Here is a 22,566-nt window from a genome sequence, read left to right as displayed (position 1 = left end):
AGTTCCAGTATTACGAATTATTTCCTGAAATGCTTGCTTTATTCAATGTTTAAAATTTACATTTCGAAGGTTACATTCTATAAAAGTGAGACTGTTTATTCCACAAAAACGGGTGCAGTTCTCCAGGAAGGAGATCTGTACCTTTTTATTTATTGGCTGTTTGCTAAAGGATTAAAAACTATTTATAAAGAATACATTTATTGGTAAATCAAATTGACCAAAAAGCTGAGGGGGTTCTATGAAAAAACTGTGGTTAGTTCCTGTATTATTGATATCTATTCTTGTAGGTTGTAATGATGGTAGAAACGGTAAACTAGATACTACTAAATTAGAAAAGGTTGAACCATTGGGGAATGTTACAGAAGAACAGTTAAAAAGCACTCCAATAAGCTATAAAGTTTCTTCACTCGATGAAGGGTTAGACTCACTTCCCTTTGAACTAAAAATTCCAAAAGACATTCCATTTGATGCCGATCCATTGCAAATCTCAACAATTGAAGATTTTAAACACGATGGAAAAAACATAAGAGTTAACTTTTCAACTATTGCTAAGAAGAAAACTTATGTAATCTTACTAATGATCACTGTCCATAATTTTAAAGTTGAATATAGTGGTGCATGGGAAGATATCAAACTATCCGACGGAGTAGTGGGAAACTATAACGGCAATGCTATCACCTTTGTAAAAGACGGCATTTACTATGATATAAGCTACAATAATAAGAACATTTCAGTAGAACAACACAAGAAAGACATTATCAAAATCGCTAATCAAATGCTTTAGGGATTTGTTGTTCTGCCAGAATAACTTACAAACAGAATAGGTGCCTGTCTAATTGTATGTAGTTTCTGGTTTTGCTTATTCCACTTTCTCCAGGAAGGAGAAGTGCACCTTTTAACGGGGAGGTATATCGAAGAATGCGTAGGTTTATTATTTAAGATCGTCGATGTAAAACTGAGAGGTGAAGCAAATGAGGTTTGGGGAAAAGTTTCTTGAAACAGCGAGTCTAAAACTAATTCCAATTTCTCGGTGACGATACCTATACATAGGAAGACAAAGTCCATATCAGGGTGGACGATGAGCATCAGTTAGTGATCGGACTAGCACCTGTATTTGATTTAATAAAAACACTAAAAAGGTGTGTTGGCAAAAAGGAATTACATTAGCGATTAAGGATAAACTCTCACTTGTTTCGTTTTTTATCAGTGGATTTATAGCTTATTTGACTTCACCGGATAAACTGGATAGCTTACAATATCCGAGATTATGCGATGGAGTAAACGTCCTTTTTTATCGTTTAATAAACTTTTTTAACACCATTCTTAAATCTGTTTGTTGATCGGTATAATCCATAAGCCTTTTATTACATGTCTGTCTATCACTTTCATTCTGTAAAAACGTAAGAAGGCTATTCTCTAATTCACACACGTTTATCTTTATTGCCAGTTTTTCCTGGAGCAGATATTGCTCATTAAGCTCCTCCTGGCCCGGCAGCGCATCGAGAAGGCCTATTGGAATTCCTTTTCGAAGGCATTCACTGGCAGTAATTCCTCCTGGCTTTGTCACCATGATGTCTGATTTCTCGTATAGATTGTTCATTTCCTCTCTTGAATCTATGTAAGGAATGGGCTGAAGAAAAGGGTTTTGAAGCTTTTCGATTCTTTCAAACAGCTGCTGATTTCTTCCGCATAACAACTGATAATGGATCTTACCTGAAAAATGGTTTTGTGCAAAAATCTTTTCTATGGATCCAATACCAAGGCTGCCGCCGGAAACTAAAACATGAAATGGAGATTTTCCGCGTTCTTCATATCTTGCTTGTGATCTGCCGTTAAAAACAGGGTGTACAGGAATGCCGGTTACAGCAATCCTTTCAGAAGGAACATTGCGCTCTTCAAGATAGTATTTCATAGCTTCACTGGGCACAAGGTGCAGATCTATGTGAGACTTCCCCCAAACAGTATTGATAAAAAAGTCTGTATATGCGTTGGTGACTGGAATAGACAGCTGTTTCTTCTTCTTTAAAAGGTTCAATAGATAGGAAGGCAGGCAATGTGTACATATGATAAGATCGGGATCTGCCTCAACAATCAGCTTCTTTAAGCTTTTTAAGAAAAAACGTTCATAAAAAAGGTAACGTTTGTCAGCCGAATCGTTACGGCTACGGCAGGAATTAAAACGGTACACCCATCTATAAAAAGAAGGAATTAACTTAATGGCCTGCAGATACAATTCGGAAGCAGCATGCTCGATATGTGGTGACGTATAATGAAAAATATCTACTGATTGTATATTAAATGAACCGTCGATCTCTTTAAGGTATGCACGAATGGCATCTGCTACTTGGTGGTGTCCAGATGGCAATTGTAAAAAAGGTAAGATGAGTATTTTCTTCATATCTTTCCTGATCCTTTTTTTCTTACTATTTACTTCAGCTTTGACTGCCATACATAAAAGTCTCTCCTTTCATTTCCACCTTTAAAATGGGCAGAAATTTAACATCCTAGTTGTGTAGCCTAATGAAAGGAGAAAGAAAAAGAATGCTGATTCGTTTAGTTTTTTTATCTTTTTGGAGATATATAGACCCTATCTATTTTTCATTAACCCGACTTCAGTATCTTTGTTCAGACCAGGGAAAAGGAATCTTCAGAGTAAGGTTAACAAGATACAAAGGAAAAAATGTCGTGTTGTCTGATGGAAGTGAGATCTGCAAGAATGATCTACTGGTCAAAATTCACCTACACAATATAAAAGTAATTAAGGATTGTACACATATGAAAAATGAATTGTTAAAGGGAAAGGCCGTTTTCAAAATGGTCCTGGACTCCATGCCCCACCTAGCTTCTTATATCTATAATCATCCAAGCGAAGAAAAGATAAAAGGAATCATTGGCATCACTCTTATTAACAGGGGATATAAACGCTTGGGATTTGAATGTATACGGCCTGAAAGTAAGCTATATAAACAGTTTAAAAAATTAACACAAGTGTTTATATATGTGTTATCCCATCCAACGATTTCAGTTGAAAACATAAAAAAACATCACCCGGTTTACTTGATGATGTCTAAAGAAAAGTTAATGGAGAAGTATAAAAACTAAAGGTTTCCTCTAACTTCCACTTGGACTCACTTCTCTTCCTTACTATACTGGTTGGAAGAGAGGGGGAGTAACTATGTTATTATATTTTATTCTTATTATTTCCGTTATCAGTGGGTTTGCTCTATTAAAAGCAAATCAAAACACAAAGAAAGTGGCAATCAATACGATCTCAGTTTCCCGTAAAGATCTTACATTTTCTGAAAAAAATTTAAAGGTTCTCCATTTGTCCGATCTCCATCTAGAAAATATATCCATTGACCCGTCAGAGTTGTATGAGATGATTTTAAAACAGCCTGTTGACCTGATTGCTCTAACCGGGGATTTTCTTGATAGGAAACGAAGCATTCCGAAATTAAATGGATATCTTCAAGTCTTAAAAAAATTAAATCCTAAGTACGGAATTTATGCGGTATTCGGAAATCATGACTACGTTCTAAAAGGGGAAAACTTTAATGCCCTAAAAAAAACCCTTGAAGAAAATGGATGTAAGACGCTTCAAAATGAGCATGTGACGATAAAGATCAATGGTGAGAATTTGAACATCATCGGAATTGATAACTACAGTACGAACCATAGTGATGTTCAAAAGGCTTACGAAGGAATTTCAGAAGGCTATCATTTAGTGCTCACTCATGACCCTAACGTTGTACTTGAGATGGAAGATGTTCCATTCAATTATTTGTTATCGGGCCATTTTCATGGAGGTCAGATCCATTGGCCGAAGCCTTATCACCTGATTAAAATGGGACAACTAGTCCGCATGAAGATGGTGAAGGGGTTGCATTACCATGCAGGGAAGCCCTTTTATATAAGCGAAGGGCTGGGTCAAACGGGTGTTAATATCCGTATTGGAAGCCGTCCTGAAATTACTTTTCACGAAATATCATAGCTGTATGTTCCCTTGTCATGAGTGATAAAATGGCAGGGGTTTTTAATGTTTAACGCTATTTTTCCGGGTGGGTTCAGGGCAAAAAAGGAATATGACTGGTTTAACAATATTCGCAAACGATATCGCACCAAATAAAAATCCATTCCGAACAAATAGCAAAGTTTACTGAAATGTCCACACGTTGTGGGCATTTTATTTTTATTAGCAATTGAGAGGAGTTATTACAAAGCTAAGCCCCAATTTCTTACTTTTAATACTGAGAAATTTGGCTTTTTATATTGGATTTCCCCTTAACGTTGTAAAGCCAATCTTGTTAGGCTGTTTATATGCATTTGTTCCATCTAAAAAGGAGAAAAACAGCTGATGAAAATTAATTTAGATTGCTAAAAATAGTAATAAAGTAAGAAGAAATGGGAATAATGGCAATTATCTTATTACCAAGAGGTGTGGCGAGTGAGAGATGAACTGACTACGTTCTACAGAGTATTTTCGACGACAAAAAGTGCTATTGAAAAGTTTATGAATCTGCTGGACCCTGTTATAACAAATGCTAAGGATGATCATGAAAGATTGTATTATCACCATATTTATGAGGAGGAGGAACAGCGGCTGTCCCGTCTTGCAGAACTTATACCGCACCTTAGCCAATTTCAAAATCTGAAAGACGATAACGCTTTTTCCCCAAAGAACAATGAATTTAATCGCCTCTTGCAGGAATTAAATCTTGAGAAATTCGGGCTTCATAATTTTGTTGAGCATTTAGATCTGGCGCTTTTTAAATTTACCGATGAGGAAAGAAGCACGCTGCTAAAAGAGATGAGGGAAGTCAGCTATCAGGATTATCAGCAAGTAAAAGAATTATTAAAAGACATTAATGAACGGTTTGATACCAACTATGTTGATCCGCATGCCCACCATGATGAGCACCATGATCATTTAGCACCGGCAGCTCATCTGGCGGCTGCACCTCATTCTTCCAAAAGAAAAGGGTTTACCGTTGGAAGTTTACTATGAAAAGAAGTAAGGAGAAAGGAAGGAAATAGGTATGAATAACTTTCAATATTCGACTGACTCGCCATTGTCCGATCAGGATTGGCTGCAATTGAATGAAACGGTGATCAGTGCAGCAAGGAAACAACTGGTGGGACGCCGTTTCATCGAGTTGTATGGACCGCTTGGGAGAGGGGTTCAAAGTATATTTAATGACATCTTCACCGAAACAGTCGAAGCAAAAATGGACTTTCAAGGTTCGTTTGATACAGAAATCGAATCCAGTAAGCGGGTCAACTATACGATCCCGTTGATCTATAAAGATTTTGTCCTCTACTGGCGCGACTTGGAGCAGGCCAAAAACCTTGATATTCCGATCGATTTTTCACCTGCGGCAAATGCTGCCCGTGATGTTGCGATCTCAGAGGATCAGCTTATTTTTCATGGATCAAAGGAATTTGATATTCCCGGACTGATGAATGTCAAAGGGCGCTCCACTCATTTGATCGGCAACTGGTATGAATCGGGGAACGCCTTTCAGGATGTTGTGGAAGCAAGAAACAAACTACTCGAGATGAAACATAATGGGCCATTTGCGCTTGTATTATCACCTGAACTATATTCCTTGCTGCATCGTGTCCACAAAGATACGAATGTACTGGAAATTGAGCATGTACGTGAGCTAGTTACCGATGGTGTATTTCAGTCGCCTGTTTTAAAAGGAAAAACAGGTGTACTTCTAAACACTGGACGAAATAATCTGGACCTAGCTGTTTCGGAGGATTTTGAAACGGCATATCTAGGGGATGAAGGAATGAATTATCCGTTTCGCGTATATGAAACCGTTGTGCTCCGCATTAAACGCCCTTCTGCAATCTGTACGCTTGAAGACCAAAAGGGCTAACTAGGGATGAATAAAAGGGTGTTAACTGTCGGCTCCCTCATTCCAAAGCATTTAACAACGAATATTCCGGTGTTAAGAGAGCGTGTAACCCCTACTCCAGTTATTAAGCGTATTATTCAGCATCCGCAAAAAACCATCAGCTTGCTGCAAAAAAATCGTCGGTTTGATGTCCGACCTAAAAAAGGGAAACTACTGGATGCAGCCTTGTCTCAGGGGCAGGATTTGCAGTATAAATGCAAAAAAGGAACGTGCGGGGAGTGTAAAGTGAAGGTGGAGAAGGGGATGGATATCCTGTCGCTGCCGAACAGCATGGAAATGAAAAAGCTGGACGATGTGCTCCAAGAAGGCTATCGGCTGGCTTGCCAGGCAGACATTCTATAAAAAAAAAAACGAGGCGCTTTTATTAGTGCCTCGTTTTTAAGCATATAAACGTTGATTAATGTTTATAAGTTTGTCTTCAACCTGAAATGGAAGGGACATGTTATGTTTTTTCAGTTCTGCAACACTTATATCCCTGACGAGCTTTAACGCTTCATTCTTGAACGTCTGTGTTACAAATCCATCATTAATGTCGCATAATCGTTTTAAGTACTGTAAATTATTTTTCAGCAATAACTGTTTGACGCAAGTATTTTCAAGCTGGCAGATCAATTTATGCTGCAACCCTTTGATCACGGCAATCTGATCAACATGTGCAATCGTATTGACGCCATCCTCATCAATAAAGCAAAGGGATACATATTGGCCTTTTGATATATCGATGTTCGTAAAGACGGGGTTGTGATATACTTCACCGTTTGTCAGCCGAATCATGCTTGCTTCAGCTGCTCCGCCAATCTTGCGCTGGTTTGATATGACGGTATGTATATCCTTTAACCCATATAACATTGTAAAAAACATAAGGCTTCCCCCAAACCAATTTTAATCCGATGCTAAATCCAGATTAACGAAAATGAGAATCATTGTCAATTGGTTATACTTTCCTGGAAGAACGCTTATATTTTAAAGGGATGCAATTAAAGTAACTAATTATAAAAGATTCCGTACTTTTTCATTCTTAAATTTAAACACATAATAATGAGCATTGTTCATTTTTTCTTCTATATAATCAAGCGAATAATTACCAAATGGATCGGTTAGGTCCCCGATTGCCCGAGAGAGATTGTCGATAACAAGCCCTAATCGATCAGACTCACTAAGCACTTTCCTCGAATTCATCTCATCCATAATCTCATGAGCTAGATGCTGGATTTTACGTAAGCGCATTTCTTTCGTTTTCATACTAATCTTTCCTCCAAACTATATTTTTTATGATACCGCTCACCATCCGAAGACTTGGCTGACACTATGAATATATGGTGGACACTATAGGTTTATGAGTATGTTTATTTTCCTAAATCACAATGTGAAAAACCTGTTTCCGCTTGATGCGATTGGGCTATTAGGGTTTAACATCCCTTTTTTTGTATCTATTCATGATCGACTTCATAACAAATCTTACTCTTTATCTACTTTTTCCTCCTCTTTATATTGTTCAAAGTCTTCCGTCTTTATTGTTAGTTGACTCAGTCAACTATAAATTTTATACTAAATGCAATCGATAAATTCAGAATATTAAGGAGAATGTTATGAAATCTATTAACCATATAGAAAAAATTCGAAAATTCAACAGGTATTATGCAAATGTTCTAGGGAAAATCGATCAAGATATCTATAATCAATCTTTTACATTAACAGAAGCACGGGTAATGACTGAAATCTATTACATAGATGGTTGTACTGCAACAGAAGTTAGTGAAAAATTAGGGATCGACCGAGGCTATCTAAGCCGAATTGTTCAAAGATTTGAGGATGAAAAAATAATTATAAAAAAACAGTCTATTGATGATAAACGTCAGTATGCACTCTATCTTACCGAATATGGAACTGAAATTTTCAAGGACTTGGTTGAAAATGCAAATCGCGGAGTAGATAAAATGATTCAAAACTTATCTGAAAAAGAATTAATCCGGCTAGTTGTATCAATGGAAACAATTGAATCCATATATTCGAAAGAACATTCTTTCCACTCAGAAGTCTTTGTTCGACCATTCCAACCGGGAGATGTTGGATATGTAGCTTACCTTCATGGAAGGTTATACGATAAGACATATAAGTTCGGACGGATGTTTGAATATTACGTAATGAAGGGATTAACGGAATTTATGATTGATACCGAAGGAGGGGAGCTTTGGGTTGCTGAAGTACATGGTGAAATCGTTGGGTCGATTGCTATTACGAAGTCCAGCAATACATCAGCACAGCTTAGATGGTTTGTTTTGAATGAAAATTATCAAGGCAAGGGCATCGGAAAAAAACTGATGGAAACTGCAATAAATTTCTGTGAAGAACGAAACTATACGCATGTTTTTTTATGGACCGTAAGCACTTTAGAAACGGCTCGCTATCTTTACAATAAATATAATTTTAGACTAACTGAAGAAAAACCAAATAAAGAATGGACCGGAACGACCTTAATCGAAGAACGCTGGGATCTCTTTCTTACTGATGAAAATTCAAAAATCTAAAGAATTAGACTTTTTAAAAACAAAAATAACCCTATGCAGCTTATTGCATAGGGTTATTAATATGCTTAAACATTAAACTTTTTCTAATTTCTCACCAAGTTGTTTTATATCTTCTATTAATTTCTTCTTATGTTGGTCACATGTACAAATCTTATATTCTTCAAACAAGCTGCCAAGCTTTTTAATGATTTGTACAGCAAAGTTATCATTGCACTTCATTTAAACATCCCATCCTATAAAATTTTCCTATATGACCAAAGTAACATATGATTATTAGCCCTTTAATACATGTTTGTTAATTTTGTAGCTTATGAATAGTGGTTTATAAACTTAATCAGACCTTTTATCGACTAAAAAAAGAGCTGATGCAATCATGCAGTCGCTCTTTTTATCAAATCGTTTAATGAATACTTCTATAAACTCCGATAACTTTACCTAATATGGTACAGCTTTGCAGGATAATCGGTTCCATCGAGGAATTCTCAGGCTGCAAGCGAATGTGGTTCTTTTCTTTAAAGAATCGTTTTACAGTTGCTTCATCTTCATCTGTCATAGCTACGATAATATCTCCATTGTTTGCTGTAGGCTGCTGTTTAACAACTACTAAGTCTTTATTGAAGATTCCCGCTTCAATCATACTGTCACCGACTACAGAAAGCATAAAGACGTTTTCATCACCTACAACATGCTCAGGCAAAGGGAAATATTCTTCCACGTTCTCAACTGCGCTGATCGGAAGACCAGCTGTTACTTTACCAATTACAGGGATAGAAACAGAACGGACAGAAGGAATGTTATCTTCTAAGCCCAATACTTCAATTGCACGTGGTTTAGTCGGGTCTCTTCGAATAAGCCCTTTCTTCTCAAGTCTAGCCAAATGTCCGTGCACGGTTGAACTTGAAGCTAGGCCCACTGCTTCACCAATCTCTCTAACAGAAGGTGGGTATCCTTTTTGCGAAACTTCCTCTTTTATGAAAGCCAGGATATCCAATTGCCGTCTGGATAACTTAGTCATTTTAAGCACCTCACCAGAATTTTTATCTATAAAAAGTATAGCATGGCTCATACATAGATACAAACATAAGTTCGAAAAAATAGTTGACACCGAACAAACGTTCCAGTTATGATTATAACATAAGATGCGAACAAACGTTTGTTGAAAGGGGATATCACAATGAAACAAGGGACAATGCATGTTATTGTATTTTTAGGGTTGTTAGGTGGTATATTTTTTACGTTATCAAATCTTGCATCACATGAATCCGAATATATAGAAGTAACGATAGAAGAGGGAGATTCATTATGGAGTCTTTCCGAAGAATATAATGCTAAGCATCATTATTCCAATTGGGAGTTTATTAAGTGGGTCGAGAAAAAGAACAGCGTCAATGCTTCAGCTGTTTTTCCAGGCCAGAAAGTAATCATTCCAGTCAATAAATAATAAAGCAGGTCTTATATCAATGAAAGCAATCCTTTACTGCAGAGTTAGTACAGAAAAAGAAGAACAAACTACATCTCTTGATAGACAAGAAACTGAATTAATGAAACTAGCACAGCAATTTGACTTAGATGTTGTACATTGTTTTAGAGAGAAGGGAAGCGGGTATTCACTTGATCGCGATGAATTACTTAACGTGCTGGATCTGGCAAGAGACAGTGAATTTCAGTATTTGCTCATCCAAGACGATACTCGACTAGGCAGAGGAAAAGCTAAGATGGCGATTCTTCATCAATTGCTGAAATATAACATAAAAGTGTTTACACTCTCTCATAACGGAGAATACACCTTAACAGAAGCTGATGAAATGGTGCTGGATATCGTGTCAACAGTAGAAGAATACCAGCGGAAGCTTCATAATATGAAAATTAAACGCGGAATGAGAAAAGCTGTTGAAGAAGGATACAAACCCCAAAAAAACTTAAAAAATAACATAAATGGTGGAAGAGACAAAAAAGAAGTGCCGATCTCTGAAATTGTACGCCTTAAAAATATGAAACTGACCTTCCATGACATCGCATTGACGCTAAGAGGATTGGGTTTTGATGTTTCAAAAGCAACCGTTCATCGTAGATACAAAGAACACATGGAGAATACAGATAACTAGAAATTCCTTTCATTCTCATGTAGGATAGAGTGAAGATTGTTTTGAAAAGGAGTTTTTGAGTTATGTTACCAAAAGAAAAGTTACAAAGAATAAATGAACTGTCAAAAAAGTCTAAGAAAATGGAACTGACTACCGAAGAAAAAGCAGAACAAAAGAAATTAAGAGAAGAATATTTACAAGTCTTCCGTAAGTCATTTGTTCAAGATCTGCATGGCGTTACTTTTGTAGATCCAAACGGAAACGATGTAACACCAGAAAAACTTAAAAGAAGTAAAGAGAATAAGAATAACCTTAAACATTAATACACTATGCCTATTTACTTACCTGTAAATAGGCATTTTTTTCTGTTGCATTCCGTAAATATTAGTATATACTGTTATATAACAACTTTGAAAGGGGAGAATATTTTGACTTTTTCAATAACGAGTGCAGCAGCTAATCTTTATAAGGATATTAAATTAGACGCAAAAGAGGGTTTGCGACTATTCGTAAAATATGCAGGAAGTGGAGATTCAGGAGGTTTTTCACTTGGTGTGACACCTGCAATTCCCGAAGAGAACGATTACATTCAGGAAGTGGAGGGTCTTCGTTTTTTTGTTCGATCTGAAGAAAAATGGTTCGTTGATGACATGAAACTTGATTATGATGAGAAAACAGATTACTTTTCTTGTCAGTTGCCAGGTCTAGCATAAATTATATAGCCGTCTGTACTACAACAACGTAAACGTTGAGATAGTATTAGACGGTTTTTGTATGTTTTTAGTAGGGAATGGTAAAATAACATTAGTTTATAAAGTGTTTATCTTGTCTAATTGGATTTGAACGTTTATTATGAAAGTCAAAACTGTTTAGTACATATGAAGGGATGATTTTTTTGTCACGTAATATTGATGAATTAGCGATTAATACGATTAGAACACTGTCTATTGACAGCATAGAAAAGGCAAATTCGGGCCATCCAGGTATGCCGATGGGTGCTGCGCCAATGGCTTATAGTCTATGGGCGAAATTTATGAATCACAATCCAGGCAATCCAGAATGGTTTAACCGCGACCGATTTGTATTATCTGCAGGTCATGGTTCAATGCTTTTATATAGTTTGCTTCACTTAAGCGGTTATGGATTAACAATTGATGATCTAAAAGAATTTAGACAATGGGGCAGCAAGACACCAGGACATCCTGAATACGGTCATACTGTTGGGGTAGAAGCGACTACAGGTCCGCTTGGACAAGGAATCGCAATGGCAGTAGGTATGGCTATGGCTGAACGTCACTTGGCAGCCAAATATAACCGTGATGGTTTTAATGTAATCGATCACTTTACGTATTCTATCTGTGGTGATGGCGACCTTATGGAAGGTGTATCTGCGGAGGCCGCTTCATTAGCAGGTCATCTTGCTTTAGGAAGAATGATCGTGCTTTACGACTCAAACGATATCTCATTAGATGGTGATCTTCACCATTCGTTTTCAGAAAGTGTTAAACAAAGATTCGAAGCCTATGGTTGGCAAGTACTTTATGTAGAAGATGGAACAGATCTAGAAGAAATCGAAAAAGCCCTAGCAGAAGCACGTGAAGAACTTAACAAACCCACACTTATCGAAGTGAAAACGATTATTGGGCACGGTTCACCGAACAAGTCTGGTAAATCCGCTTCGCATGGTGCACCACTTGGTAAAGAAGAAATTTTATTAACGAAAGAAGCATACAAGTGGACGTTCGAACAAGATTTCCATGTGCCTGAGGAAGTTAAAGATCACTTCGAACAATTGAAAAATGAGGGCCAAGCGAAAGAAGAAGAGTGGAACAAGAAATTCAATGAATATGCTAACGAATACCCAGAATTAGCTCAAGAACTCCAAGAAGCTATAAAGGGGAATCTACCAGAAAACTGGGATAAAGATATGCCAGAATTCGATAAAGCGATTGCTACTCGTTCTTCTTCAGGAAAAGCGATTAACGCACTAGCTAAAAATGTACCATCTCTATTTGGCGGATCTGCAGACTTAGCTGGTTCAAATAAAACACTTATCGAAGGCGAAGCGAATTTCAGCCGAAATGATTACAGTGGACGCAACATCTGGTTTGGTGTTCGGGAATTTGCAATGGGAGCAGCTTTAAACGGTATGGCACTGCATGGGGGTCTAAATGTATTTGGTGGAACATTCTTCGTGTTCTCTGATTATGTAAGACCTGCTATTCGTTTATCTGCGTTAATGGGACTGCCAGTAACATATGTTTTAACGCATGACAGCGTTATGGTTGGTGAAGATGGTCCTACCCATGAACCAGTTGAACAGCTCGCATCTCTTCGTGCGATGCCTAACTTGAACTTGATTCGCCCTGCAGATGGTTACGAGTCAAACGCAGCCTGGAAAGTTGCTCTAGAAAGCAAGGACAAGCCGACAGCTCTAGTTCTAAGCCGTCATGATCTGCCAATCTTAAAGAATACAAAAGAAAAAGCGTATGAAGGTGTAAAACGTGGAGCATATGTTGTTTCACCAGCTGAATCTGAAGCAGAAGTGCTTTTGCTTTCTGCAGGTTCTGAAGTCAGTATTGCAGTAGCAGCACAAGAATTGCTGAACAAAGAAGGGATTTCTGCATCTGTTGTTTCTATGCCTTCTTGGGAGAGCTTCGACAAGCAGGATAAAGCTTACAAAGAGTCGGTGCTTCCAAAACGTGTAACAAAACGTCTTGCAATTGAAATGGGTGCCTCTCTTGGCTGGCATAAATATGTTGGTCTGGAAGGAGACACATTGACTATTGATACGTTTGGTGCATCAGCTCCTGGCGAAGTTATTCAAAAAGAATTTGGCTTCACTCCAGAAAATGTTGTAAAACGTGTTAAAGAGATGTTAAATCAGTAATTATGGATTCAGAAAAGAAGGTTTTCCATTGGAAACCTTCTTTTTTTTATGTTTCGACAAAAAAAGTTGTATTTCTCACTGCTTTTTAGACAAGCTTTTTTCAAACTTTTGGATATACTTTCAGCAAAGCAGTCGGAAAGGGGCTTTTCCATGAGAGAATTTTTTGTTTATCTTATTACAAAAGAAGTTGCTCATTCCTACTATGGGAAAGAAAATAAGCTGTTTCAGTTGTTTTTTGAAGAACAGCGTTCAAAAGGGATCTACAAAACAATCTTGCAAAAGCAAGTAAGCTACATAACTTCTCTATTATCTGTTTCACAATTAGAAGAACATTTCTGGAGCTATCTTAGTGAAACATATGAATGGCGTTTAGAAGGTGAAACCTATTCGTTGTCTTGTAGGAACAGTACAGTTCATGTGGAACTTACTGATCGATACTTACATCTTTACAGCATCGGCAATTTTGAAGCCGAAACAATTATTTTTGAAGCGCTGCGTCACTATGAGTCCTATTTTTTAGCCATGGATTATGGGGAAAGAAAATACGGATGGCTATCTCCTTTTAAATTGAATATGGTCTATGCTACTTAAATCTCTTTCAAATCTTGTATGTGATGGTTAACTTGTAGTAAACTAGTTCTAGACAACATGAAGGAGGAAGTTTTAACAATGGGTACTGGTATGGTAATCCTTGTGTGTGCACTTTCACTGATTGCAGGCATTGCGATCGGATTTTTTATTGCCCGCAAGTATATGATGAGTTATTTACAAAAGAATCCACCGATTAATGAAAATATGTTGCGTGTGATGATGATGCAGATGGGTCAAAAGCCTTCTCAAAAGAAAATTAACCAAATGATGCAGGCTATGAACAAGCAGATGAAGTAAGTGTACAAGCACCCTGATATTGAATCGGGTGCTTGTTTTCGTTCTAGTACAGCTATGTTTAGCATCAACTAAAGGATGATGGTTGTGAACAAGATTGAAACGATTTCCGTTAATGAAATAGATCCCGAAAAACATTTGCTTTTTGATGTGAGGTCGCCTAAGGAATATGAAGAATATCATCTACCTGGCGCTGAATGCTTAAGCATTTTCTCAAACGAAGAGAGAGCAGAAATTGGTACGTTATATAAACAGCACAGCAAAGAACTGGCGATGCAGCGAGGACTTGAGGTTGTTGGCCCTAAGTTGCCCCTGCTCTTTCAAAGGATTAAGACTGTAAAGGATCAAAACCCAAATAAAGATGTGGTTATCTATTGTGCAAGAGGAGGAATGCGTTCCAAGAGTATTGCTCAAACGATGAGCATGATGGGGCTTGATTGCTTGCAGCTTGAAGGCGGTATTCGATCACACAGAAAATTAATCGATGCTTTTTTTGAAGAGTTCATTCAGACGGCAAGACAGATAATCGTACTGGAAGGCCATACGGGTACGATGAAAACAAAAGTCCTAGAACACTTACAACGAGAAGGATATCCTGTGATCAACCTAGAAGAAATGGCTGGGCATAAAGGATCGATCTTCGGAAGGATAGGAGAGCAGCCTTCTTCTCAGAAAAAATTCGAGTCTAAGCTGTATGAGCGTCTTAAGGTTCTTGAAGATTCACCGACTCTTATCATTGAATCTGAGAGTAAAAGGATTGGAAGAGTTGTAGTTCCTGACTTTTTACTTCAGGGAAAATATGATGGAACACGTATTCATATCGAGATGCCATTTTATATAAGGGTTAAATATATATGTAATGTGTATGAACCCTTGCTGCATAAAGAGGAAATTACTGAGGCGGTCATTAAGCTCTCCAAGAGAATTCCTTCCATAGTTATGGAAGATATCCATCAAGCACTTCTGTCAGAGGATTACGAAAAAGTGGTTTCATTATTACTTGAGTACTACTATGATCCCAAATACGAATACGCAGAAAAAAAGTATGAAAGTCCTTGTATACGAGTGTATGGAGATTCCTTTCAGGAAGTTAATAGAAAGGTAAAAGAACATATAGATAGATTAATCTAAAAAAAGTCCCTTTAACGGGTCTTTTTTTGCGAAACTTTTTTCTTTTCCGAATTTTCATATATTGGTAAACTATACTTGTTTTGATTTGCATACAAGGGGGAACGGGCGTTGAAAGTTTTTCTTCAGTTAATGTGGTATTTTAAACAGGAAAAATGGCGTTATCTAGGCGGTATCAGTATGCTTGCATTCGTATCATTGGGCTTATTAGTCCCGCCAAAAGTAGTTGGACTCATCGTGGACCATATTGAAGAGGGAACAATGACAGAAGCGATGTTATGGAAATACGGGGCTTTGTTGATCAGTATCGCAATTGGGATTTATGTCCTCCGTTATATATGGAGAATATTAATCTTTGGTGCTGCAGTAAAACTAGCTATGCTTCTGCGAAATCGCTTATATGAGCACTTCACAAAAAAATCTCAAGAATTTTACCATAAACGACGAGTAGGAGACTTGATGGCGCACTCCACAAACGATCTTCAAGCCATTCAACAAACAGCAGGCGACGGTGTTTTAACATTAGTCGATTCTTTGATGATGGGCGGTTTTACTTTAATCGCAATGGCTTCGACTATTAGCTGGAAACTTACACTGGTTAGTCTCTTGCCATTACCGATAATGGCCTGGGCTACAAACAAATACGGTACGATGCTTCATAAAAGGTTTCATAGTGCACAAGAAGCGTTCTCGACCCTTAATGATAAAGTGCAAGAAAGTATTTCTGGAACCAGAGTGATTAAAGCTTTTGGCCAGGAAAAAGACGATATTGATAGTTTTACAAAGCTTTCAAGAGATGCTGTAAAGAAGAACCTGGCTGTTGCTCGCATTGATTCATTATTTGATCCAACCATATCCCTTATAATCGGTTTTTCCTTCTTTTTGGCAGTGGGATATGGTTCTGTTCTTGTGACCCGGGATGAATTAACAATTGGTGAACTTGTTTCTTTCACAAGTTACCTAGGACTCTTAATTTGGCCGATGCTTGCATTTGGATGGCTGTTTAACATAGTTGAGAGAGGGAGAGCATCGTATGACCGTGTAGAAACGCTACTTGCCGTTAAAGAAGAAATTGAGAACACCGGGTCTATTGAATCCATTCCACAAGGAGATATTTCTTTTCAGCTAAAGAAATTTTCATATGCTTCAGGTTCTACGATTCTTCAAGAAATATATTTTACACTTAAACATGGTCAGACTCTTGGTATTGTCGGGAAAACAGGCAGTGGAAAAACCACACTATGTAAGTTATTGCTGCGTGAATTTGATTTGAATAAAGGAGACATCACCTTGGATGACCACGATATTTGTGACTATCAACTGAACGCTCTAAGGGCTGCAATAGGTTATGTTCCTCAAGATCATTTTCTGTTCTCTGCTACGATTGCCGAAAATATAGCTTTTGCTAAAGTGAACGCAGCTTTTTCAGAAATAAAAGAAGCCGCTGTTCTCGCTTCGATTCATAAAGATATTTCTCAATTTAAGTATGGTTATGAAACGGTAGTTGGAGAGCGGGGAGTAACCTTATCAGGAGGTCAGAAACAGAGGATCTCTATAGCAAGGGCGCTAATCACCAATCCTGAAATATTAATCTTAGATGATTCTTTATCAGCGGTTGACGCAAAAACAGAAGAATCAATCCTGCAGCATTTAAAAGTTAAAAGACAGAATCAAACCACCATCATTACCGCACACCGACTTTCTTCGATCGCCCATTGTGACTTGATTCTTGTTTTGGAAAACGGAACGATCGCTCAAAGAGGTACGCATAACAGTTTGGTCCATGAGGATGGATGGTATAAAGAAACGTATGAAAGGCAGGCTTTAGAAACTTTAATATCTGAAGGAGGTGTGATCAAATGATCGTATCAGGTGTACAATCTCAAGATGAGTTAAAGCAGATGAAACAATGGACCATCTTTAAAAGGCTGATGTCCTACACGAAGCCTCATAAAAAACGATTAACCCTTGCGTTTTTATTACTCTTATTCGCAACTGCAGCTGAACTGACAGGACCAATACTGGTTAAAACATTCATTGATGACTATGTAACACCGCGTAATTTTGAACAAAACGCATTAATTATCCTTGCTGCGAGTTATATTGGTTTGATCTTAATCTCTGCAGTTGTAAACTATATCCAATTTGTGCTGTTTCAATCTGTTGCCCTCGACATCATCCAAACGTTAAGGATTCAAGTGTTCTCAAAAGTACACTCATTAGGTTTGAAATTCTTTGACCGTACACCAGTAGGGAGTCTTGTATCCCGTATTACAAACGATACTGAAGCTGTTAAAGATTTATACGTGAGTGTGCTTTCAACGTTTGTTCAAAATATCGTTTTTCTAATCGGTATCTTTGGGTTTATGTTCTACTTAAATGTCAGGCTTGCTCTATTCTGCTTAGGAATATTGCCTTTTATCGTAGTGATCATGTGGCTATATCGCAAATACAGCTCTAAATCGTTCTATGAGATGAGAGAAAAGCTCAGTCAATTAAATGCAAAGCTGAACGAATCTCTTCAAGGAATGTCGATCGTCCAAGTGTTCAACCAACAGAGGCGTCTTCAAAAAGAATTTGCTGTGATCAACAGTGAACACAACGATGCGCAGATTAGAAACATAAAATATAACGGTCTGCTTTTAAGGCCTGCAGTAGATCTTGTCTATATGCTCGCACTTTTAATGATCCTGTCTTTCTTTGGGATTAAGTCGTTAGATTCAGCAGTAGAAATTGGAGTGATCTATGCGTTCATTAACTATTTAGATCGTTTTTTTGAACCTGTAAACATGATGATGATGCGTTTGTCTCTTTTTCAGCAAGCCATCGTGTCAGCTGGTCGTGTATTTACGGTTATGGACGAAAGTGAGTTTGCCCCTGTAAAAAAAGGTCAGCAAGATCCCGAGATTACAGAAGGTAAGATTGAATTTAAGAATGTTACTTTCTCGTATGATGAAGAACAAGAAGTATTAAAGAATATTACGTTTACAGCCTATCCTGGTCAGACCGTTGCATTAGTAGGCCATACCGGAAGCGGGAAAAGTTCGATCATTAATCTTCTTATACGGTTTTACGATGTGCAAAAGGGGCAGATTCTGATCGATGATGTTCCTCTAACAAATTATGATAATAAGGAATTAAGAGAGAAAGTAGGGCTCGTCTTACAAGATCCGTTTTTATTTGTCGGAGACATCTCGCAAAATATAAGGCTGTACAATAAAAAGATTACGGATGAAGAGGTAGAAAGTGCGGCTCAGTTCGTTCAAGCTTCCTCATTTATTGAAAAATTGCCTGACGGATATCACACAGAACTAGGGGAGAGAGGAGCTACTTTTTCCAGTGGTCAAAGACAGTTGATCTCATTTGCGAGAACCATGGCTTTTTCTCCAAAAATCTTAATCCTGGATGAAGCAACTGCCAATATTGATACAGAAACAGAAGAGGAAATTCAGCTTGCCCTTCATAAGATGAGGAATGGAAGAACCACGATCGCCATCGCACATAGACTCTCCACGATTCAAGACGCGGAACTCATCTTAGTTCTTCATAAGGGAGAGATTGTAGAGCGTGGGAACCATCAAGAATTATTAAGGCAGCGCGGACTTTATCATAAGATGTTCTTGCTGCAGCATGGGAAAGATTCCATGGATGAGGTAGGTTGATCAGTATATGACGGCATCTCCTTTTTAGGAAGGAGATGTTTTTTTTTGCATGCGTGATTCGTATTTGTCAGGGGTTAGAAACCAAGCTTGCCTTTAGGAACAAACGATAACGATTCCTATTTTTTTCTTTAATTTTTCAAATATATGAACATATCACGATAAACATTGACATATTTGCAAATTATCCTATGATAAGATAGCATACACCATACAGACAAACTAAATAAAGGGATGAGAGTACTTGAAGAACTATGTTTTGTCATCAATACTTATTGGAAGCGTGTTAATCCTCTCTGCTTGTAAGCCGGTCGATTGGGCTGAAAAACAATGGAATGCCGCTTTTAATGATGAATCAACTAATGAAAAGGATAAAAAGATATCAAACGAACAAACGAAACCTAAAACGGATGAACCACAAGAAGAACCAAAAGAACAACCAAATGAAGAGCAGCCGGCCCAACAAGCTGATCTTCCATGGCTTGAAGAAACCGTTACCGTTGCAGGCGATGGAAAAGCGGTTGTACAGAATCTGGAAGATCTTTTGATTGTTGCCAATAAAGAAAGAAATTTACCTGCAGATTATGAACCAAAGGATCTGGTCACACCAAACGTTCCATTCCCGTTTAAGGAAGATCTGCCGAAGAAGAAGTTACGAAAAGAAGCAGCACTTTCCTTAGAAGTTTTGTTTAAAGCCGCTGAAGACAAAGGCATGAATTTACTAGCTCAGTCAGGTTACCGTTCATATGACACACAAGTATCCATATTCGCTTACAACGCTGAACAAAAAGGGGAAGAAGTAGCGAATAAGACCAGCTCAAAGCCTGGACAGAGTGAACATCAAACAGGTCTTTCCATGGATGTGACATCCCCTGAAGTAAACTATGAACTCGTTGAAGCATTCGGTGAAACAAAAGAAGGGAAATGGCTCGCTGAGAATGCACATAAGTATGGGTTTATCATCAGGTACCTAAAAGGGAAAGAAGAGATTACAGGTTATAAGTATGAGCCATGGCATCTTCGATATGTAGGTGTGGAACATGCTAAAAAAATCCATGAACAGGGCATCGTGCTTGAAGAATATTTACAAAAACCATAATTAAATTTGAAAGACAGCTTTCTTATAGCTGTCTTTCTTAATGTTTGAACAAATTGGCTATTCCCATTAAGATAGAGAGAGAACTGAAAAAAAGGAGCTTCTGTAAATGAACGATCTCAATATATGGCTTGCATTTGGTGCAGGTCTGTTATCCTTTATATCACCATGCTGCCTGCCGCTGTACCCAGCATTCTTGTCTTATATTACAGGCATATCTGTTCAAGAACTAAAAGAAGAGCATGCGATGCTTAGAAAAAGGGCGCTTTTACATACAACATTCTTTTTATTAGGTTTCTCGATCATATTTATCGTCCTTGGATTATCAACAACCATTATCGGTGATATCTTTGTAGAGTACCAAACATTATTAAGACAAATAGGTGCGATTGTTATCATCTTTTTTGGTCTAGTTGTCATGGGATTCCTATCACCTACTTTTTTGATGAAGGATAAAAAAGTAAGGTTTCAGTCACGGCCAACAGGGTATGCGGGCTCCATTTTGATAGGAATAGGGTTTGCTGCAGGGTGGACACCTTGTATGGGGCCGATATTAGCTGGAGTAATTGCTTTAGGAGTATCGAACCCAGCTGCATCCTTAACATACATGATTGCTTATGTATTAGGTTTTGCTGTTCCGTTCTTTGTATTGAGCTTCTTTTTGGACAAACTAAAAGCGATCAAAAGATTTAATCGTCAATTTATGGTGATTGGCGGCAGCCTGATGGTACTAATGGGAGTATTGCTTTACTTTGATTGGATGACACATTTAACTTCATTTTTAACCAACAAGGTTTTTGGAGGGTTTCAAGGTTTTTAAGATTATTAAAGAAAGGAGTAATACTTTTTGCAAAGTTCTAACAACCTTATCTTAAAAACAACTACTACTATTATAGTCTTTGTTATTTTAGCTTTTTCTGTTAACATGTTGTTCTCAGGACATAATGCACCTGGCGGAGGTTTCATCGGGGGATTGATGGGAGCGGGCGGATTCCTGCTTTTATACATTTCCTACGGTCTTCAGCCTGTACATAGAATTTTACCTATAAATTTCACTTATATGATTGCAGCTGGGCTATTAATAGCAGTTCTGACTGGAGCAGGCTCCTTTTTGCTGGGAGTTCCTTTCTTAAGTCACACTTTTGCTTATTTTCATTTTCCTTTATTAGGCAAAACTGAACTTGCCACAGCCATGCTGTTTGACTTAGGTGTCTATTTAACTGTAATCGGAGTTACTATGACCATTATCCTCTCTATTGCAGAAGATAAGATCGAGAGAGAAGCAGAGGAAGGGAACTAATCGTGTTTTTTATTGCAAGCACCTGTTTTGCCATAATCATGGCTGTTATCGTTTTTAATTTTCGAATGAAAGAAACCAGGGAACCTGTTTCATCTAAAAGGATTATCCTTCCACCATTAGCGATGAGTACTGGCTTTCTTCAGTTTGCTATTCCTGTTTTTCAAGTAACATGGATCGAAGCAGGGGAGGCCTTTCTTGTCGGTATCATGTTCTCTATCTTTTTAATCATGACGAGTAAGTTCGAGATAAAAGGGGATCATGTTTATCTTGTACGATCCAAAGCTTTTATCTTTATTATTATTGGATTGTTTGCTATCCGTTTGGCATTAAAGTGGTACATTGGTTCTGCCATATCAATCTTTGAAACCAGCTCGTTGTTTTTTATTGTCGCTTTCGGTATGATCTTACCTTGGCGGCTAGCTATGCTGTTTTTATTTATGAAAAAGAAAAATGAAATCGCACTTTAATAAAAAGAAAACCCCTGAATCTTTTGATTCAGGGGTTCTTTATGCTAGCAGGGATTGATAAGGTTCAATATCGATATTTTTCTTTTTTAAAGTCCTAATCAGCCATTTATGATCACGCTTTGGAGTAGCAATGATATAGCCTCGAACGATCAAGTCGAGAGACATCGAACTTGCATTCTCTTGAAGGGCTAATTCTCCAATCTTACCCGCAATTTTTTCCTTCGCGACATCACGGAATAATTCAGGAACCGGAGCAACCAATTCATTTAATAGCTTCTTTTGATCTTCATTCCACAGATGAATGGTTTGGTTAATATAATGTTCCTGCCAGTCCAATATGGATTTGCCATCTTCTTTAGGTAGGCGTTTTAAGAATTTACGGAACATAAAATACCCGCCGATGGCAAACATGGTGAATAAGAAAACGGACCATAAGACGATAAAAGTGATGAACCATCCAGACAATGCGTCCACCTCGTATGTATTATTTTGGCGGGACCATGTGGGAATCGAACCCACCGGAGACGGCACGCGCCTCCCAAAAGGTTTTGAAGACCCAGGCAAGCACCAGCTACACATCTGGCCCCATAAATTCTCTTGCTCGC

General features: G+C 37.8%; 27 protein-coding genes and 1 tRNA gene. 21 read left to right on the top strand and 7 right to left on the bottom strand.

Annotated features, from left to right (window positions below; translation table 11 throughout):
- Positions 1-238 precede the first annotated feature (238 nt).
- Entirely contained in the window at positions 239-784 is a 546-nt protein-coding gene (locus IEV52_RS10910) for a hypothetical protein (protein ID WP_188402582.1), read from the top strand.
- A gap of 507 nt (positions 785-1,291) precedes the next feature.
- Here the strand turns inward: IEV52_RS10910 and IEV52_RS10905 are convergent.
- Positions 1,292-2,449, bottom strand: a complete 1,158-nt coding sequence (locus IEV52_RS10905) for an MGDG synthase family glycosyltransferase (RefSeq protein ID WP_188402581.1) — start codon at positions 2,447-2,449, stop codon at positions 1,292-1,294.
- Positions 2,450-2,520: 71 nt separating this feature from the next.
- On the opposite strand from IEV52_RS10905, the gene IEV52_RS22775 reads away from it, so the two are divergent.
- The 5 genes from IEV52_RS22775 (at position 2,521) to IEV52_RS10880 (ending at position 6,266) form a co-directional block, all read left to right on the top strand.
- Positions 2,521-3,102: a YkoP family protein gene (locus tag IEV52_RS22775; protein WP_373869415.1), complete on the top strand. Its 582-nt coding sequence runs from the start codon at positions 2,521-2,523 to the stop codon at positions 3,100-3,102.
- Between the two features lie 73 nt (positions 3,103-3,175).
- A complete protein-coding gene (locus IEV52_RS10895) occupies positions 3,176-3,991 on the top strand; it encodes a metallophosphoesterase (RefSeq protein WP_188402579.1) in 816 nt (271 codons plus the stop codon).
- 453 nt (positions 3,992-4,444) lie between these two features.
- Positions 4,445-5,005 (top strand): IMEF encapsulin system ferritin-like cargo protein, encoded by a 561-nt coding sequence (locus tag IEV52_RS10890; protein ID WP_188402578.1) that lies wholly within the window; start codon positions 4,445-4,447, stop codon positions 5,003-5,005.
- A gap of 31 nt (positions 5,006-5,036) precedes the next feature.
- Entirely contained in the window at positions 5,037-5,885 is an 849-nt protein-coding gene (locus IEV52_RS10885) for a family 1 encapsulin nanocompartment shell protein (protein ID WP_188402577.1), read from the top strand.
- 6 nt (positions 5,886-5,891) lie between these two features.
- Positions 5,892-6,266 carry a 2Fe-2S iron-sulfur cluster-binding protein gene (locus tag IEV52_RS10880; protein ID WP_205724022.1) on the top strand — a complete coding sequence of 125 codons (375 nt, stop codon included), beginning with the start codon at positions 5,892-5,894 and terminating at the stop codon, positions 6,264-6,266.
- Positions 6,267-6,302: 36 nt separating this feature from the next.
- On the opposite strand, the gene IEV52_RS10875 is transcribed toward IEV52_RS10880, so the two are convergent.
- A complete protein-coding gene (locus IEV52_RS10875; protein ID WP_229754260.1) occupies positions 6,303-6,785 on the bottom strand; it encodes a hypothetical protein in 483 nt (160 codons plus the stop codon).
- Positions 6,786-6,914: 129 nt separating this feature from the next.
- Positions 6,915-7,166 (bottom strand): hypothetical protein, encoded by a 252-nt coding sequence (locus tag IEV52_RS10870; RefSeq protein WP_188402575.1) that lies wholly within the window; start codon positions 7,164-7,166, stop codon positions 6,915-6,917.
- A 347-nt stretch (positions 7,167-7,513) separates the two neighbouring features.
- Between IEV52_RS10870 and IEV52_RS10865 the strand changes: the two genes are divergently transcribed.
- A complete protein-coding gene (locus IEV52_RS10865) occupies positions 7,514-8,452 on the top strand; it encodes a bifunctional helix-turn-helix transcriptional regulator/GNAT family N-acetyltransferase (protein WP_188402574.1) in 939 nt (312 codons plus the stop codon).
- A 72-nt stretch (positions 8,453-8,524) separates the two neighbouring features.
- Here IEV52_RS10865 and IEV52_RS10860 read toward each other — a convergent pair whose 3' ends face one another.
- Positions 8,525-8,671, bottom strand: coding sequence for a hypothetical protein (locus IEV52_RS10860; RefSeq protein WP_188402573.1), 147 nt, complete (start codon positions 8,669-8,671; stop codon positions 8,525-8,527).
- Between the two features lie 181 nt (positions 8,672-8,852).
- Positions 8,853-9,467, bottom strand: a complete 615-nt coding sequence (gene lexA, locus IEV52_RS10855) for a transcriptional repressor LexA (RefSeq protein ID WP_066289770.1) — start codon at positions 9,465-9,467, stop codon at positions 8,853-8,855.
- Between the two features lie 159 nt (positions 9,468-9,626).
- On the opposite strand from lexA, the gene yneA reads away from it, so the two are divergent.
- From yneA to IEV52_RS10785, 14 genes are all read left to right on the top strand, one after another.
- Positions 9,627-9,893, top strand: a complete 267-nt coding sequence (yneA, locus tag IEV52_RS10850) for a cell division suppressor protein YneA (protein ID WP_188402572.1) — start codon at positions 9,627-9,629, stop codon at positions 9,891-9,893.
- A gap of 19 nt (positions 9,894-9,912) precedes the next feature.
- The gene (locus IEV52_RS10845) at positions 9,913-10,557 is read left to right on the top strand and encodes a YneB family resolvase-like protein (protein ID WP_188402571.1); all 645 of its coding nucleotides are present in this window, start codon (positions 9,913-9,915) and stop codon (positions 10,555-10,557) included.
- Positions 10,558-10,619: 62 nt separating this feature from the next.
- Entirely contained in the window at positions 10,620-10,859 is a 240-nt protein-coding gene (locus IEV52_RS10840; protein WP_188402570.1) for a DUF896 domain-containing protein, read from the top strand.
- A gap of 105 nt (positions 10,860-10,964) precedes the next feature.
- Positions 10,965-11,249, top strand: a complete 285-nt coding sequence (locus tag IEV52_RS10835; protein ID WP_188402569.1) for a HesB/YadR/YfhF family protein — start codon at positions 10,965-10,967, stop codon at positions 11,247-11,249.
- A 173-nt stretch (positions 11,250-11,422) separates the two neighbouring features.
- The gene (tkt, locus tag IEV52_RS10830; RefSeq protein ID WP_373869414.1) at positions 11,423-13,426 is read left to right on the top strand and encodes a transketolase; all 2,004 of its coding nucleotides are present in this window, start codon (positions 11,423-11,425) and stop codon (positions 13,424-13,426) included.
- Between the two features lie 150 nt (positions 13,427-13,576).
- Positions 13,577-14,017 carry a sporulation inhibitor of replication protein SirA gene (gene sirA, locus IEV52_RS10825; protein ID WP_188402567.1) on the top strand — a complete coding sequence of 147 codons (441 nt, stop codon included), beginning with the start codon at positions 13,577-13,579 and terminating at the stop codon, positions 14,015-14,017.
- A gap of 78 nt (positions 14,018-14,095) precedes the next feature.
- Positions 14,096-14,314, top strand: a complete 219-nt coding sequence (locus IEV52_RS10820) for a YneF family protein (protein ID WP_188402566.1) — start codon at positions 14,096-14,098, stop codon at positions 14,312-14,314.
- 84 nt (positions 14,315-14,398) lie between these two features.
- Positions 14,399-15,442, top strand: coding sequence for a tRNA 2-selenouridine(34) synthase MnmH (gene mnmH / locus IEV52_RS10815; RefSeq protein WP_188402565.1), 1,044 nt, complete (start codon positions 14,399-14,401; stop codon positions 15,440-15,442).
- Positions 15,443-15,550: 108 nt separating this feature from the next.
- A complete protein-coding gene (locus IEV52_RS10810) occupies positions 15,551-17,302 on the top strand; it encodes an ABC transporter transmembrane domain-containing protein (protein WP_188402564.1) in 1,752 nt (583 codons plus the stop codon).
- Positions 17,299-19,101: an ABC transporter ATP-binding protein gene (locus tag IEV52_RS10805; protein ID WP_373869413.1), complete on the top strand. Its 1,803-nt coding sequence runs from the start codon at positions 17,299-17,301 to the stop codon at positions 19,099-19,101. Before IEV52_RS10810 ends, IEV52_RS10805 begins: the two co-directional genes overlap by 4 nt.
- Before the next feature lie 241 nt (positions 19,102-19,342).
- Positions 19,343-20,197 carry a M15 family metallopeptidase gene (locus IEV52_RS10800; protein WP_229754259.1) on the top strand — a complete coding sequence of 285 codons (855 nt, stop codon included), beginning with the start codon at positions 19,343-19,345 and terminating at the stop codon, positions 20,195-20,197.
- A gap of 106 nt (positions 20,198-20,303) precedes the next feature.
- Positions 20,304-21,014, top strand: coding sequence for a cytochrome c biogenesis CcdA family protein (locus IEV52_RS10795; protein ID WP_188402563.1), 711 nt, complete (start codon positions 20,304-20,306; stop codon positions 21,012-21,014).
- 27 nt (positions 21,015-21,041) lie between these two features.
- Complete coding sequence (locus IEV52_RS10790) at positions 21,042-21,494, top strand: Na(+)/H(+) antiporter subunit B (RefSeq protein ID WP_188402562.1); 453 nt, start codon at positions 21,042-21,044, stop codon at positions 21,492-21,494.
- A gap of 2 nt (positions 21,495-21,496) precedes the next feature.
- The gene (locus IEV52_RS10785; RefSeq protein WP_188402561.1) at positions 21,497-21,961 is read left to right on the top strand and encodes a CcdC family protein; all 465 of its coding nucleotides are present in this window, start codon (positions 21,497-21,499) and stop codon (positions 21,959-21,961) included.
- 39 nt (positions 21,962-22,000) lie between these two features.
- Here the strand turns inward: IEV52_RS10785 and IEV52_RS10780 are convergent, their stop codons facing one another.
- Positions 22,001-22,426 (bottom strand): DUF2621 domain-containing protein, encoded by a 426-nt coding sequence (locus tag IEV52_RS10780; protein ID WP_188402560.1) that lies wholly within the window; start codon positions 22,424-22,426, stop codon positions 22,001-22,003.
- Positions 22,427-22,451: 25 nt separating this feature from the next.
- A tRNA-Sec gene (locus tag IEV52_RS10775) sits at positions 22,452-22,548 on the bottom strand.
- Between the last annotated feature and the right edge of the window lie 18 nt (positions 22,549-22,566).

The sequence above is a fragment of the Fictibacillus barbaricus genome (genome assembly GCF_014635025.1).
Classification (GTDB): Bacteria; Bacillota; Bacilli; order Bacillales; family Fictibacillaceae; genus Fictibacillus; species Fictibacillus barbaricus.
This window is presented reverse-complemented; position numbering and strand designations above follow the sequence as displayed.

Coding starts and splice junctions, on each gene's coding strand:
- IEV52_RS10910 (WP_188402582.1), top strand. CDS start 239: ATGAAAAAACTGTGGTTAGTTCCTGTATTATTGATATCTATTCTTGTA.
- IEV52_RS10905 (WP_188402581.1), bottom strand. CDS start 2,449: ATGGCAGTCAAAGCTGAAGTAAATAGTAAGAAAAAAAGGATCAGGAAA.
- IEV52_RS22775 (WP_373869415.1), top strand. CDS start 2,521: ATGAAAGGAGAAAGAAAAAGAATGCTGATTCGTTTAGTTTTTTTATCT.
- IEV52_RS10895 (WP_188402579.1), top strand. CDS start 3,176: ATGTTATTATATTTTATTCTTATTATTTCCGTTATCAGTGGGTTTGCT.
- IEV52_RS10885 (WP_188402577.1), top strand. CDS start 5,037: ATGAATAACTTTCAATATTCGACTGACTCGCCATTGTCCGATCAGGAT.
- IEV52_RS10880 (WP_205724022.1), top strand. CDS start 5,892: ATGAATAAAAGGGTGTTAACTGTCGGCTCCCTCATTCCAAAGCATTTA.
- IEV52_RS10875 (WP_229754260.1), bottom strand. CDS start 6,785: ATGTTTTTTACAATGTTATATGGGTTAAAGGATATACATACCGTCATA.
- IEV52_RS10870 (WP_188402575.1), bottom strand. CDS start 7,166: ATGAAAACGAAAGAAATGCGCTTACGTAAAATCCAGCATCTAGCTCAT.
- IEV52_RS10865 (WP_188402574.1), top strand. CDS start 7,514: ATGAAATCTATTAACCATATAGAAAAAATTCGAAAATTCAACAGGTAT.
- IEV52_RS10860 (WP_188402573.1), bottom strand. CDS start 8,671: ATGAAGTGCAATGATAACTTTGCTGTACAAATCATTAAAAAGCTTGGC.
- lexA (WP_066289770.1), bottom strand. CDS start 9,467: ATGACTAAGTTATCCAGACGGCAATTGGATATCCTGGCTTTCATAAAA.
- yneA (WP_188402572.1), top strand. CDS start 9,627: ATGAAACAAGGGACAATGCATGTTATTGTATTTTTAGGGTTGTTAGGT.
- IEV52_RS10845 (WP_188402571.1), top strand. CDS start 9,913: ATGAAAGCAATCCTTTACTGCAGAGTTAGTACAGAAAAAGAAGAACAA.
- IEV52_RS10840 (WP_188402570.1), top strand. CDS start 10,620: ATGTTACCAAAAGAAAAGTTACAAAGAATAAATGAACTGTCAAAAAAG.
- tkt (WP_373869414.1), top strand. CDS start 11,423: ATGATTTTTTTGTCACGTAATATTGATGAATTAGCGATTAATACGATT.
- sirA (WP_188402567.1), top strand. CDS start 13,577: ATGAGAGAATTTTTTGTTTATCTTATTACAAAAGAAGTTGCTCATTCC.
- IEV52_RS10820 (WP_188402566.1), top strand. CDS start 14,096: ATGGGTACTGGTATGGTAATCCTTGTGTGTGCACTTTCACTGATTGCA.
- IEV52_RS10805 (WP_373869413.1), top strand. CDS start 17,299: ATGATCGTATCAGGTGTACAATCTCAAGATGAGTTAAAGCAGATGAAA.
- IEV52_RS10795 (WP_188402563.1), top strand. CDS start 20,304: ATGAACGATCTCAATATATGGCTTGCATTTGGTGCAGGTCTGTTATCC.